Origin of the sequence: Herbiconiux ginsengi, from assembly GCF_900107435.1 — a bacterium.
Lineage (GTDB): Bacteria > Actinomycetota > Actinomycetes > Actinomycetales > Microbacteriaceae > Herbiconiux > Herbiconiux ginsengi.
In genome coordinates, this window is the sequence record NZ_FNPZ01000004.1 from 180,127 (window position 1) to 193,423 (window position 13,297).

The following is a 13,297-nucleotide window of genomic DNA, read 5'->3' on the forward strand; positions in this document are numbered from 1 at the left end:
GACTGGCGGTGGCGGGTGTCGTGAGGGTTTCTCGCAGGGAGCGGGGCCTAGAGTGACAGCGTGAACCAGCCGGACGAGGACGCGGCCGAACGCCCCGGCCTCATCCTCCGCCTCATCAAGGATCAGCGCGTCGCCTTCCTCCTGGTGGGTGCCACGAACACCGGCGTCGGGTTCCTCTTCTTCATCTTCTTCGACCTCACCGTCGGCAACTGGCTCGACAGCGCCGTCAACGAGACCGTCGGCTCGCTCGGCACCCTGTTCTGCGCCCACGTGCTCGGGGTGCTCTTCGCCTTCGTGATGTACCGCCGCTTCGTGTTCCGGGTGAAGGGGCACGTCTGGCGCGACCTAGCTCGGTTCGAGAGCGTCTACCTCGTGGCCATCGCCATCAACGCCGTCATCCTGCCGATCCTCGTGGGGTTCGGGTGGAACCGCATCCTCGCGCAGTTCTCGATCCTCGTCATCACCACCCTGATCAGCTGGTTCGGCCACAAGGGGTTCTCCTTCCGCCGCGAAGCGGAGGCCGCCACCGAGATCGAACCGGATGAGACGGAGCGGAAACCCTGATGCCCCGCCTCTCCGTCGTCATCCCCGCCTTCAACAACGCCGACTTCATCGCCGACGCCGTGCGCTCCGTGCTCGACCAGGATCACCCCGACTTCGAGCTCGTGGTCGCCGACCACTCGTCGACCGACGACACCCGCGCCGTGCTCGAGACCTTCGCCGACGACCCGCGGGTCACGCTGCTGAACACCCCCGCCGGCGGCGGCGCGGAGGCCAACTGGCGCCGCGTCTCCGAGGCGGCGACGGGTGAGTACCTCAAGCTCCTCCCCGGCGACGACCTGCTCTACCCGGGAGCGCTGCGGGCGCACTCCGATGCCCTCGACGTGCATCCGGGCGTGGTGCTCGTGTCGAGCCCTCGCGACATCCTCGACGCCCGCGGCCGGGTGACCATCAAGAAGCGCGGCCTCCAGGGCGTCGCGCGCAGACAGCAGCCCGGAGTCGAGGTCATCCGCCAGACCGTGCGCCGCGGCACCAACGTGTTCGGAGAGCCCGGATGCGTCACGATGCGCCGCGAGACCCTCGAGCAGGCAGGCGGCTGGGATGCGCGCTTCCCCTATCTCATCGACCAGACCAGCTACTCGAAGGTGCTGCTGCGCGGCGACTACCTGCCCATCGACCAGGCGTTCGCCGGGTTCCGCGTGAACCAGGGCCAGTGGAGCGTGGCCCTGGTGAACGAACAGGCCGCCCAGGCCAAGGCCTACCACGCGTGGTGCCGTGAGCAAGCGCCGGAGACCATCAGCGCCTCCGACGTCTGGCTCGGCAACCGCCGCGCCGAGTTCATGGCGCTCGCCCGCCGCGCGTACTACACGCTCAACCGACCCAGGATGTCCGCCGCCGCATGAACCGCCTCGACCACCTCGCCCTCCGGCTCGCCACCTGGCGCTGGCTTCCGTACGCCGTCGCCGCCCTGCTCTCGCTGGTGGCGGTGTGGTTCGGGCTCGACCTGTGGAACCTCGACTGGAAGGTGCCGCTCTACTACACGGGCGACGCGCTCGCCGTGGGCTCGCACTTCAAGACGATCATCGAATACGGCTGGTTCACTCACCAGCCCGACCTCGGCGCGCCGTACGGGCAGTTCTACAACGACTACCCGCAGGCCGACAACCTGCACTTCATCGTCGCCAGCGTGCTGCGGGTGTTCACCCATGACTTCGGTGCCCTGATGAACATCTACTTCGTGATCGGCTTCCCGCTCGCGGCCGTCACGGCGGTGTGGTTCCTGCGACTGGTCGGTGTGAGCCGCACCCTCTCGGTCGCGCTCGGGGTGGTGTTCTCGATCGCGCCGTACCACTTCATCAAGGGCGAGGGGCACCTCTTCCTCGCGGCGTACTTCGTGGTCCCGTTGGCACTCGGCATCCTCTACCTCGTGGCCACGGGGCAACCGCTCTGGTCGCGCCGCATCCTGAGCCGGCGCAATCTCGCGACCGTGGGCATCCTCGTGCTCCTCGGCACGGCGTCGAGCTACTACTCCGTGTTCGTGGCGCTGATCCTCGCCGTGGTGGGCCTCGCGAAACTCTGGCAGACGCGCGCCTGGCGCCGCTTCTGGGGCGCCGCCGCGGCGGGCGGCGTGATCGCCCTCACGATGGTGATCAACCTGCTGCCCGATCTGCTCTACCGGCTCGCGAACGGCGCCAACGAGGCCGTGCTGGTGCGGAGCCCGCCCGAGGCCGAGCTCTACTCCTTCAAGATCGCCTCGCTGCTGCTTCCCGTGCCCGGTCACCGTTTCGGGCCGTTCGCCACGCTGCGTCAGCTCTACGACACCTACTACCCGTTGCCCTCCGAGGCACCTGCCCTCGGCCTGATCGGGGCCGCCGGATTCGTCGCCCTCATCGTGTTCGCCGTCTACTTCCTGCTCTCGGCCGGCAAGACCCGCTGGCGCGCACCGAAGCAGTACGTGCGCACCCTCGCCATCCTGGCCGGTATGACGCTCGTCGCCTTCCTGTTCGGCACGGTCGGCGGACTCTCGACCCTGCTCTCCTTCGTCGACTTCCCGATCCGCTCCTGGAACCGCATCGCCATCCTCATCGCGATGCTCGCGCTCGCGGCGGTGGGGCTCATCCTCGACCGCTTCGTTCGGTGGACCCTCCGGAGGGTGAGATCGCGGCGAGCGGATGCGACGCCGACGGTCGCCGGGCCGCCCTCCGCCCGTCGCTGGGTCGTGGCCCTGCCGCTCGCCGTGCTGCTGATGCTGCTCGCGGTCTGGGACCAGATCCCCCCGATCGACCCCGCCGCCCGCGCGGCGACCGTGGCGAGCTACGGCTCCGACGACGCCTTCGTGAAGCAGGTGGAGAGCACCGTGGCCCCCGATTGCCTCATCTACCAATTGCCCTACATCCCGTTCCCCGAGTCGCCGCCGGTCAACGGGGTCACCGATTCCGACGAACTGCGCCCGTTCCTGCACTCCGACGATCTGCGCTGGTCGGCCGGCGGGATCAAGGGCCGGGCGCCGATCGACGACGTCGGCGCGTACGCCTCTCTGGCCGTGCCCGCGATGCTCATGGCGCTGCAGGGGATCGACGCCTGCGGCATCGTCGTCGACCGCGCGGCGTACACCGACCACGGCGACGACATCGTGGCGCAGCTCGAGCGCGCGACCGGCACCGGCGCCTCCGCATTCGACTCGGCAGACGGCCGGTTCAGCTTCATCGGCACCGCACCGTGATAGCTTCTGGTCTCGTGGACAGTGCCGACCCGGAGGCGACCACGGAGTACACCATCTCCGTCGTCGTTCCCGTGTATCAAGGGGAACGCACTCTCGCCGCAGTGGTGGCGGAGCTCGAGCCCTACACGCGGGGTGCCCGCACGCCCGACGGCGTCTCGTACCGCATCACCGAGGTCATCCTCGTGCACGACAACGGGCCCGATCACTCCGACACCGTGATGCGGTCGCTGGAGATCCAGTACCCCTTCGTGCGCATCCTCTGGCTCAGCCGCAACTTCGGTCAGCACGCCGCCACCATCGCCGGGATGGCCACCTCGAAGGGCCGCTGGATCCTCACGATGGACGAAGACGGCCAGCACGACCCGGCCTCGATCGGCGCCTTCCTCGACACGGCCATCCGCGAGCGCGCCGGCGTGGTCTACGCCCGGTTCACCAACGAGCGGCCGCACGGCCTGTTCCGCGCCGCCGCCTCGAAGTCGTCGAAGCGGATGATGCGCACCGCTTTCAACCTGCCCGATGCGAGCCAGTTCCAGAGCTACCGCCTGGTGCGCGGCGACATGGGCCGCAAGGTGGCCGAGTTCGCGGCCACCGGCGTGTACCTCGATGTCGCGCTGTCGTGGGTCACGAACCGCGTGGCCACCAGTCCCACCGTGCTGCGCACCGCCGACGGCCGGGTTTCGGGCTATTCCGTGCCCGCCCTGTTCGCGTACTTCTGGCGCATGGTGCTCACGAGCGGCACCACGGGTCTGCGTGCGGTGAGCGTGCTGGGCGGCATCATCGCGCTGATCGGCCTCGCGATCGCCGTGTACGTCGTCGTCTCGCTCAGCATCGGCACGAGCGCGGGCACCGAGGGCTGGGCCTCGCTCATCGTCGTGGTGCTGCTGTGCTCGGGCGCCATCCTGGTGGCGCTCGGTGTGATCGCCGAGTACATCGGCGTCTCGCTCAACGTCTCGATGGGCCGCCCGCTCTACCTGGTCGTCGACAACCCCGAGACGATCATGCCCGAGGAGGAGTCGGCCGACCCCGAGCACGTGCTCACCTCCGAGATCCCCACCCTCCCAGCCAGTCGGCCCGAACCGACCGTCGCACCTCACGGAACGGAACCCACCCCCGGTGCTCGATGAGATCGTGTTCAGCCGCCCTTACCGCTCGGCCGACGAGCTGGCCAACCTCGACGCGGTGCTGCGCTCCGACCACTCGCACGGCGACGGCGCCTTCACGGCATCCGCGACCGCGCGCCTGAGCGAGCTGACGGGCGCCCCGCACGCCCTGCTCACCACGTCCTGCACCCACGCGCTCGACATGGCGTCGATCCTGCTCGACATCGGCCCGGGCGACGAGGTCATCCTGCCGAGCTTCACCTTCTCCTCGGCTGCGACGGCGGTCGTGCTGCGCGGCGCCACCCCGGTCTTCGTCGACATCGACGAGTCGACCGGCAACATCGACCCGGAACAGGTCGCCGAGGCGATCACGCCGCGCACCCGAGCGGTGACGGTGATGCACTACGGGGGAGTGCCCGTCGATCTCGACTCGATGCTCAAGATCACGACGGATGCGGGCATCGCGCTGGTCGAGGACAACGCGCACGGGCTCGGCGGCCGCGACGGTTTCCGGATGCTCGGCACCGCGGGCGTGCTCGCCACGCAGAGCTTCCACGACACCAAGAACGTGCACTGCGGGGAGGGTGGTGCGCTGCTCATCAACGACGACTCCTTGCTCGAGCGTGCCGAGATCGTGCGCGAGAAGGGCACCAACCGCGCCCGCTTCCTGCGCGGAGCGGTCGACAAGTACACCTGGCAGGACGTCGGATCGAGCTACCTGCTGAGCGAGCTCAACGCAGCGGTGCTCGACTCGCAGCTGGCCGAATTCGAGACCATCCAGGCCGCGCGGCACCGGGTGTGGGACGCCTACGCCGACGGGCTTGCCGACTGGGCCGACGACCTCGACCTGCGCCTGATGTCCGACGACCCGACGCTGCAGCACACCGCGCACCTCTTCTACGTGGTGATGCAGGACCACGCGGGTCAGACCGCTCTGATCGACCACCTGCGCGGCCTCGGCATCCGCGCCGCCTTCCACTACGTGCCGCTGGACTCGAGCCCGGCCGGGCTCCGCTTCGGCCGCACGCTCCGGCCGCTCGACCGCAGCGCCGCGTTCTCGTCGCGGCTCGTGCGCCTGCCGCTCTGGGCGGGGTTGACGGATGCGCAGGTGGAGCGCGTGATCGCCGGAGTGCGCTCGTTCAGCTGACCCTGGCTAGACTCGGTGCGTGCAAATCCGCGAACTGAGCATCCCAGACAGCTACGAGATCACCCCGAAGCAGTTCGGCGACGACCGGGGCGTGTTCCTCGAGTGGTACCGCTTCGACAAGCTCGCCGAGGAGATCGGGCACTCGATCGATCTCGCGCAGGCGAACACCTCGGTGTCGAAGAAGGGCGTCGTGCGCGGCATCCACTTCGCCGACATCCCGCCGAGCCAGGCGAAGTACGTCACCGCCACGCACGGCGCGGTGCTCGACTTCGTGATCGACATCCGCGTGGGCTCGCCGACGTTCGGCACGTGGGACTCGGTCTTGCTCGACGACGTCGACCGCAGGGGCATCTACCTCGCCGAGGGGCTCGGGCACGCTTTCGTGGCCCTCACTGACGACGCGACCGTGAGCTACCTCGTCACCTCCACCTTCGACGCGGACCGCGAGCACGGCATCAACCCGCTCGATCCCGAGATCGAACTGGTCTTCCCCGAGGCGGCGGGCAACCTGCTGCTCTCGCCGAAGGACACGGATGCGCCGAGCCTCGCCGAGGCCGCGGCATCCGGTCTGCTGCCCACCTGGGACGAAGCGCGTGCGTTCTACGCGTCGCTGAACGAGAAGGGTCGCTGAGCATGCGCGGAATCATCCTGGCCGGCGGATCCGGCACACGTCTCTGGCCGATCACCAAGGGCATCTCGAAGCAGTTGATGCCCATCTACGACAAGCCCATGGTCTACTACCCCTTGTCGACGCTGATGATGGCCGACATCAACGAGGTGCTCATCATCACCACGCCCGAGTACAACGAGCAGTTCCGGGCCCTGCTCGGCGACGGCAGCGAGCTCGGCATGCGCATCGAGTACGCGGTGCAGCCCTCGCCCGACGGCCTGGCGCAGGCTTTCATCATCGGCGAGGAGTTCATCGGCGACGAGAGCGTCGCGCTGGTGCTCGGCGACAACATCTTCCACGGCGTGGGGCTCGGCTCGTCGCTCCGCACGAACGGCGAGATCGAGGGGGCGCGCATCTTCGCCTACCACGTGGCCGAACCCCGTGCCTACGGCGTGGTGGAGTTCGACGAGAACAACGTGGCGGTCTCGATCGAGGAGAAGCCGGCCGAGCCGAAGTCGAACTACGCGGTTCCCGGGCTGTACTTCTACGACAACTCGGTGGTCGAGATCGCGAAGTCGATCGAGCCCAGCGCCCGTGGCGAGCTGGAGATCTCGACGGTCAACGAGCGTTACCTCGAGCGCGGCGACCTGCACGTACAGGTGCTCGACCGGGGCACGGCCTGGCTCGACACCGGAACCTTCGAGTCGATGATGCAGGCCTCCGAGTACGTGCGGGTGATCGAAGACCGCCAGGGTTACAAGATCGGCTGCATCGAAGAGATCGCCTGGCGCGCCGGCTGGATCGACACCGAGCAGCTCGCGAAACTCGCGAAGCCGCTGGTGAAGAGCGGGTATGGCGCCTACATCGAGACGCTCATCGCTTCGGCCGACTGAGTCGGCCGGGGGGTGTGACCGAGCGGGGAGCGCCGTGCGGTCAGACCCGGGCGAGGATCTCCAGGTGCGGGAAGACGAAGACGCCCGCCGGCTCGCCGGCCCAGTGCTGCCAGGCCTCGGCCATCTCGACCAGGTCGGCCTGGGTGGCGGCTCCGATCTCGATGGAGCGCGGTGCGAAATCCGACTCGAGTGATCGATCGGCCCAGAGTCCGCCCCACCAGGCGCGGTCTTCGCCGGTGGCGAAGCACCAGCTGGCAGCAGAGGTCGTGACGTCGTCGAACCCGGCGTCGCGCGCCCAGCGGGGGAGGGCGCGGCCGGCGTGCGGATCGCCGCCGTTGGCCCTGTGGACGGTGTCGTAGACGCTCTGCCAGTTGGCGAGGCCCGGAGACAGCGGTTCGATGATGACGCCGCCGTAGTCGACGTCACGCGCCGCCACGACGCCGCCGGGCTTCGTCACCCGGCGGAACTCGCGGAGTGCCGCCACCGGGTCGGCGAGATGCTGCAGCACCTGGTGGGCGTGCACGATGTCGAAGGTGTCGTCGTCGAAGTCGAGCCGGTAGGCGTCGCCCGTGCGGAAATCGACGTTCAGCACCCCGACGTCGACAGCACGCGCCGTGGCCTGCTCCACGATCTCGGCGGAGGCGTCGACACCGGTGACCCGCCCGGGGGCGAGCCGGCGGGCGAGATCGATCGTGATCGTGCCCGGCCCGCTGCCGACGTCGAGCAGTCTCTGCCCCGGCGCGAGGGAGGGGATGAGGTAGGCGGCGGAGTTCTCCACCGTGCGCCAGGTGTGCGAACGCAACACGCTTTCGTGGTGACCGTGCGTGTAGCTTTCGTGACGCTGCATGCCTCAAGAATAGCGCCCGGTTCAGGGGTAGAGGTACTCGAAGAACTCCTGCTTCAGGTCGATCAGCGAGCGGTACTGGTTGGTGTCGTCCATCACGAATTCGATGTCGACGGGAAGGGTCGCCAGGGTCAGACCGCGTCGCTTCGCGTAGTAGGTCAGCCACAGGTCGTCCATCAACCAGTAGCGCTGGGGCAGCTCGGTGAAGAAGGCGTCGTCGAGGAAGATCGAGCGGTCGCAGACCATGCCGCCGGGGCCGATGTGATCGACTCGCCCTGGACCTTCGACGAGGCTTCGGTCCCAGTATTTGCGACTGTGCACCCGGAACGCCCAGAAGGCGCGCAGAGCGTCAGGAGTGTAGTTCTCGAGAGCGGTCGCGACGAAGGTGGGCGTGATGTCTTCGTCGTCGTCGATCACGATCATCGGCCCGGGCCCCCGGGTTTTGGCCACCGCGCGAGCCGGGTAGAAGCGGGCGATCGAACCCAGGTTGTAGGGGGTCTTCGTGAGATGCACGGAGCGAAGGGCGCCGGTCGCCCGGAACGCCGCGATCACGCCTTCGTAGTGGCACTGGTCGAGCTTGTTGTTGTTCCAGACGTGCAGGTCGATGCCCGGCGTGCCGGTCTGGCCGTCGAACTGCTTCAGCACCTCGATCAGCCGGGAGGGCCGGTTCCACAGGCAGAGCACGACCGGCACCTCGTCGCCGGTCGCGCGGCCGTAGCGGGTGACGGCGGTGTGGTACCGGCCGGCCAGGAGCGACCGGCGGATGCCCGCCTTGACGGGCGCAGCCGCCAGGGCCCGCACGCGCTCCCGCACCGAACTCACCGGTCGGCGAGCTTCCACTCGATGGTCGTGCGCACCGCGTCTTCGAGCGAGAAGGTCAGACGGTCGGGGAAGAGCGCGTCGAGTGCCGCGACCTGGGCGAGAGATTCGGCGACGTCGCCGGGGCGTTCGGCGAGGTGACGCACTTCGAGGGGCCGGCCGACCACATCCTGCAGCACGGCGACGAGTTCGAGCAGGCTCGTGCTGCGGCCGTTGCCGACGTCGATCGGCCTCGGCGTCGCGACCCGGCCGGCCAGTGCGCCGGCGATGACCGAGCAGACCGTGTCGACGTAGACGAAGTCGCGGGTCTGCCGGCCGGAACCGAAGACCTCGATCGTGCGGCCATCGAGCGCGGCGTCGACGAACGACGGCACCACGGCCGGATACATGCCGTGCTGGCGCTGCCGCGGCCCGAACACGTTGAAGAAGCGCAGAGTGAGAACGGGCAGGCCGAACGCCTCCGACCAGGTGGTGGCATAGTTCTCGACAGCCAGTTTGCCGACGGCGTAAGGGCTGATCGGCGCGAGGGTCAGCGCCGAGGGGTCGCGGCCGTAGACCGACGACGACGACGCGACCACCGTGTGTAGCCCGCCGTTCTGCCGGGCTGCTTCGAGCACGTTGAGCGTGCCGGTGACGTTCGTGTCGTGGAACCTGTGCGGGGCGTCCATCGACTGCGCCACCGAGTTCAAAGCGGCGAGATGCACCACGGCATCGACGTCGGCGATCGCAGCGGTCACGGCGCCCTGATCGAGAACGCTGCCCGAAACCACGTCGACGTCGAGACCGTCGAAATTGCGGATGTCGCCCACGGAGAAGTCGTCGAAGACGGTGACGCGGTCGCCGCCCGTGGCGGTGAGGAAGCGGGCCAGGTTGGAGCCGATGAACCCGGCTCCCCCTGTGATCAGCACGTGCATGAGAATCCTTTGCTTTCCCCGACCCTCATGGTCACTCTCTTCCGCGGCCAGTATAGGTGACCCTCACCCGCGTAGGCTGTGCTGATGCGAATCCCTACGGTCGTCGAACTGATGGCGCGCCCGCTCGTCGTGGGGCGCGGAGCGTGAACGCGACCGTGGGGCGAGTGGGCAAGGCACTGATCGTGCTCCGTGAGCGGGCGCTCCGGGTGGGGTCGTTCGCGAGGCGGAGACCGCGGCTCCAGTGGGCGCTCAAGATCTCCGCGCCGGCCGACGCCTCGGGTGACCTCTGGGGTGACGTCTTCTTTGCCCACGACCTGGCGACCGCGCTGCGCTCGCTCGGCCAGACGGTGCACGTCGATCGCTACGCGACCCGCGATCGCCCGGTGCAGCGGATGCGTGACGACGTCGTCGTGCACCTAGTCGGACTCCGCCGCCCCGAGATCGTGCCGGGCGCCGTCAACATCCTCTGGCTGATCAGCCACCCCGAGATGGTGACCGAGGACGAGCTGGCGCAACCGTTCGACCTGAGGTTCGCCGCGAGCGAGAGCTGGGCGAAGAAGCACTCGGCGCCCGGCCGTCCGGTGCTCCCGCTGCTGCAGGCGACCGATCCCGGCCGGTTCACGCCCACCCGCAGTGGCTCGGAGATCGCTTCCGACGTGCTCTTCGTCGGCAAGACGCGCGCGATCTTCCGCCCGATCGTGCGCGACGCGATCGCCGCCGGCGCCGACCTGGCGATCTATGGAGACGGCTGGCCCGACTTCATCGATCCGCGATTCGTGCGCGCCGACTTCCTCGACAACGAGCGGGTGCCGGACGCCTACCGCGGCGCCCGAGTCGTGCTCAACGACCACTGGCAGGACATGGCCGACGAGGGCTTCGCCTCTAACCGCCTGTTCGACGCCGTGGCCGCGGGCGCGATCGTCGTCTCCGACTCGGTCGACGGCGTTCCGGTCGAGTTCGGCGGCATGGTGCGCGCGTACGGTTCGGTCGAGGAGCTCCGCGCCCTGCTCGACGCCGAAGGCGAAGGCGACGGCGACGCCGGCTGGCCGACGCCGTCCGAACGCCGACGGGCCGCGGCAGCGGTGGCCGAGAAACACTCGTTCGCCCGCCGTGCCGAGGTGCTCCTGGCCGCCGCCGTGCAGCGCCGGAGGAGTGCGCGAGTGCGCGCGCCCGGTGGGTCGCGGCGGTAGCGACCGTCGCGGCGGTTACCGTGAGAGCGTGAAAGCTCTTCGTGTTCGCACCGATCGTCATCGCCGCCGTCTGCCCGCTGTCGCCCTTGGCATCGTCATCCTCGCTGCGGCCTCGTCGGTCACCGCACCGGGAGCGCAGGCCGCCACCGCGCCCTCGGCCGCCGCGGCGGCATCCGTGCCGGCCAGGATGCCCGCGATCGATCCGGCCGATGTCGTCGCGCAGGCCGCGGGGTTTCCGGCAGACCTGGCCGACGCCCTGGCCCGTGACCTCGACCTGACGCCCGAGGAGTACGTCGCGCGGAGCGAAGCCGCCGTCGCGGCTGCCGAGGTGGTCGAGTCGCTCGGCGATCAGGGCGTCGACGTCCTGGACTCGCGGATGGACGGCTCCGAGTTGGTCGTGAATGTCGCAGCCCAAGACGACGTGCCCGTGGTGGAGTCGGCCGGAGCGGTCGCCGAGGTCGGTGAACCGGCGCCGAAACCCGACTACTCGGGAATCGTGCTGAAGCCCCTGGCCGACCTGGTCGGCGGGCAGGGCTACACCTACGCCACATTGAACGGTTCGCAGCGGGTGAATCACGTCTGCTCCGTCGCTTTCAACGGCGTGAGCCGATCGACCGGTCAGAAGCAGTTCCTGACGGCCGGGCACTGCCTCACCTCCGGGCGGCAGGACGGCGGCACCCTCTTCGAGGCGCGCCAGTCCGCCGCCGGCGGCGCCGTCACCCGCGGTGCCGCGATCGGAATGCCGATCGAGTCGAGCTTCCGCTTCGGCGGGGGAGTCGACGCCGGACTCGTCGCCACCGCCCCCGGCTGGACGCCGCGTTCGCTCGTCTCGACCTGGGGCGGTTCCACCGGGGCGGTCGGCCAGGGCAATCCCGTCGCCATCACCCAGACCTCACCCGGCATCGTGGGCGCTCCCGTCTGCAAGTCGGGCCGCACCACGGGATGGACCTGTGGCGAGATCCTCGAGCTGAACTTCCCGACCCCGGTCTACAACGGGGGCACGGGCACCCCGGTGATCGTCAACCTGACCCTCACTTCGGCGTGCATGCTTGAAGGCGACAGCGGCAGCGCAGCAGTCATCGGCAACGCCGGCTTCGGAGTGGGCACGGCCGGAAGTTTCGCGGGCAGCTGCAACACCGCTTCCCAGCCGAATGCGATCAGCGCGTTCTTCCCGCTCGTCACCACCGACGGCAGTGCGAGCGTCGCGAGCGCCCTGCCCGATTGGCAGCTCCAGACCGGCTCGCCCTATGGCAACGATTGGTCGCCGCTCGGAAATCTGGAGAAGGCCTCCTCGTCGCTGAAGACCACGACTTTCAGTGGCTGGACCTTCGACCCTGATTCGGCGAACCCCGTGACGATCCACGTCTACGTCGGCGGCAGCTACCTCACCGGCGCCTGGGGCGGCATCTTCGAGGCCAAGCTGCCGCGGCCGGATGTCGCGGCAGCTCTTCCGGGCGCCGGCGGCAATCGCGGCTTCAGCATCGCGCTGCCCACCAAGCCCGGCGCGGTGCAGTACTGCTTGTACGCGATCAACATCGGAGCCGGCGGGAACACCGATCTCGGCTGCCGCACCGTCGCCTCACCGACCGGAGCGCCGTTCGGAAACTTCGAGTCGGCGCAACTGAACGGCACGACCGTCTCGTTGAGCGGCTGGGCGATCGATCCCGACGCCGCCGCCTCCATCCCCGTGCACGTCTACGTCAACGGCGGCTGGGGAGGAGCGTTCACCGCTTCGGCCCCGCGGCCCGACGTGGCAGCGGCATACCCCGACTACGGGAGCGCCCACGGCTTCGTCATCCCCGCGGTGAAGGTGCCCGTGGGAACGAGCACGGTGTGCGTCTACGGCCTCGACGTGGGCGGCCCCGTCATCAACAGCCAATTGGGCTGCCGCACCGTCTCGACCGGCTCCGGCCCGCCGAAGGGAACCATCGATTCGGTGACGTCGGCGCCCGGCTCGATCGCGGTCGCCGGCTGGGCACTTGATCCCGACACCGACGCGCCCGTCGACGTGCACGTCTACGTCGACAACGGCTGGGGTGGGCTCACGTCGGCCTCGGTCAGCCGCCCCGACGTCGGCCGCGTGTTCCCCGGTTACGGAGACAAACACGGCTACTCGCTGACGTTCAAAGCGGTGGCGGGCAACCACACGGTCTGCGCGTACGCCATCAACCTGGGGCCTGGTGTCGGCAATCCGCAACTGGGCTGCCGTGCCGTCTCGGTTCCCGGTGGCGATCCGTTCGGCAACTTCGAACAGGTGACACGCTCGGGCACCAAGGTGACGGTACAGGGCTGGACCATCGACCCCGACACAACCGGCCCGCTCGAGGTGCACTTCTACGTCGACACCGGGTGGGGCGGCATCGTCACCGCGAATGCGAATCGCGCCGATGTCGGCCGGGTGTACCCTGCGTACGGTGCCCAGCACGGGTTCGCGGGAACGGTCAACGCGCCCGCGGGCGCGAAGCAGGTGTGCGCCTACGCCATCAACGTCGGATCGGGAACCTCGAACCCGAAGCTGGGCTGCATCCCGATCAAGTGACGGGAAGCGGGCGCCCTG

General features: G+C 69.0%; 12 protein-coding genes. 9 read left to right on the forward strand and 3 right to left on the reverse strand.

What is annotated here, in order from left to right; all coding sequences use genetic code 11:
- The first annotated feature begins 60 nt into the window (after positions 1–60).
- Genes BLW00_RS17250 through rfbA form a run of 7 tightly spaced genes read left to right on the forward strand, consistent with a single transcriptional unit; the run spans position 61 to position 6,973 of the window.
- Positions 61–564: a GtrA family protein gene (locus BLW00_RS17250; RefSeq protein WP_092556488.1), complete on the forward strand. Its 504-nt coding sequence runs from the start codon at positions 61–63 to the stop codon at positions 562–564.
- Positions 564–1,403, forward strand: coding sequence for a glycosyltransferase family 2 protein (locus tag BLW00_RS17255; protein WP_092556490.1), 840 nt, complete (start codon positions 564–566; stop codon positions 1,401–1,403). Before BLW00_RS17250 ends, BLW00_RS17255 begins: the two co-directional genes overlap by 1 nt.
- On the forward strand, positions 1,400–3,223 hold the full coding sequence (locus BLW00_RS17260) for a hypothetical protein (RefSeq protein ID WP_092556492.1): 1,824 nt from the start codon (positions 1,400–1,402) through the stop codon (positions 3,221–3,223). The genes BLW00_RS17255 and BLW00_RS17260 overlap by 4 nt, the downstream gene beginning before the upstream one ends.
- 14 nt (positions 3,224–3,237) lie before the next feature.
- Positions 3,238–4,347 (forward strand): glycosyltransferase, encoded by a 1,110-nt coding sequence (locus BLW00_RS17265; protein ID WP_092556494.1) that lies wholly within the window; start codon positions 3,238–3,240, stop codon positions 4,345–4,347.
- Positions 4,337–5,470, forward strand: a complete 1,134-nt coding sequence (gene rffA / locus BLW00_RS17270) for a dTDP-4-amino-4,6-dideoxygalactose transaminase (protein WP_092556496.1) — start codon at positions 4,337–4,339, stop codon at positions 5,468–5,470. The genes BLW00_RS17265 and rffA overlap by 11 nt, the downstream gene beginning before the upstream one ends.
- 19 nt (positions 5,471–5,489) lie before the next feature.
- On the forward strand, positions 5,490–6,101 hold the full coding sequence (locus BLW00_RS17275; RefSeq protein WP_092556498.1) for a dTDP-4-dehydrorhamnose 3,5-epimerase family protein: 612 nt from the start codon (positions 5,490–5,492) through the stop codon (positions 6,099–6,101).
- A gap of 2 nt (positions 6,102–6,103) precedes the next feature.
- Complete coding sequence (gene rfbA, locus BLW00_RS17280) at positions 6,104–6,973, forward strand: glucose-1-phosphate thymidylyltransferase RfbA (protein WP_092556500.1); 870 nt, start codon at positions 6,104–6,106, stop codon at positions 6,971–6,973.
- A 40-nt stretch (positions 6,974–7,013) separates the two neighbouring features.
- Here the strand turns inward: rfbA and BLW00_RS17285 are convergent, their stop codons facing one another.
- Genes BLW00_RS17285 through BLW00_RS17295 form a run of 3 tightly spaced genes read right to left on the reverse strand, consistent with a single transcriptional unit; the run spans position 7,014 to position 9,550 of the window.
- The gene (locus tag BLW00_RS17285; protein WP_092556502.1) at positions 7,014–7,820 is read right to left on the reverse strand and encodes a methyltransferase domain-containing protein; all 807 of its coding nucleotides are present in this window, start codon (positions 7,818–7,820) and stop codon (positions 7,014–7,016) included.
- A 21-nt stretch (positions 7,821–7,841) separates the two neighbouring features.
- A complete protein-coding gene (locus tag BLW00_RS17290) occupies positions 7,842–8,639 on the reverse strand; it encodes a hypothetical protein (protein ID WP_139256770.1) in 798 nt (265 codons plus the stop codon).
- Positions 8,636–9,550: an NAD-dependent epimerase/dehydratase family protein gene (locus BLW00_RS17295; protein ID WP_092556506.1), complete on the reverse strand. Its 915-nt coding sequence runs from the start codon at positions 9,548–9,550 to the stop codon at positions 8,636–8,638. The genes BLW00_RS17290 and BLW00_RS17295 overlap by 4 nt, the downstream gene beginning before the upstream one ends.
- Positions 9,551–9,693: 143 nt before the next feature.
- Here BLW00_RS17295 and BLW00_RS17300 point away from each other — a divergent pair, with 143 nt between their 5' ends.
- Together BLW00_RS17300 and BLW00_RS17305 are read left to right on the forward strand one after the other, a co-directional pair.
- Positions 9,694–10,740 (forward strand): glycosyltransferase family protein, encoded by a 1,047-nt coding sequence (locus tag BLW00_RS17300; RefSeq protein WP_139256771.1) that lies wholly within the window; start codon positions 9,694–9,696, stop codon positions 10,738–10,740.
- A gap of 28 nt (positions 10,741–10,768) precedes the next feature.
- Positions 10,769–13,279 (forward strand): S1 family peptidase, encoded by a 2,511-nt coding sequence (locus BLW00_RS17305; protein ID WP_139256772.1) that lies wholly within the window; start codon positions 10,769–10,771, stop codon positions 13,277–13,279.
- Positions 13,280–13,297 lie beyond the last annotated feature (18 nt).

Bases quoted from the DNA above. Each gene is read 5' to 3' on its own strand.
- rfbA (WP_092556500.1), top strand. From the start codon at position 6,104: ATGCGCGGAATCATCCTGGCCGGCGGATCCGGCACACGTCTCTGGCCG.
- BLW00_RS17295 (WP_092556506.1), bottom strand. From the start codon at position 9,550: ATGCACGTGCTGATCACAGGGGGAGCCGGGTTCATCGGCTCCAACCTG.
- BLW00_RS17285 (WP_092556502.1), bottom strand. From the start codon at position 7,820: ATGCAGCGTCACGAAAGCTACACGCACGGTCACCACGAAAGCGTGTTG.
- BLW00_RS17255 (WP_092556490.1), top strand. From the start codon at position 564: ATGCCCCGCCTCTCCGTCGTCATCCCCGCCTTCAACAACGCCGACTTC.
- BLW00_RS17260 (WP_092556492.1), top strand. From the start codon at position 1,400: ATGAACCGCCTCGACCACCTCGCCCTCCGGCTCGCCACCTGGCGCTGG.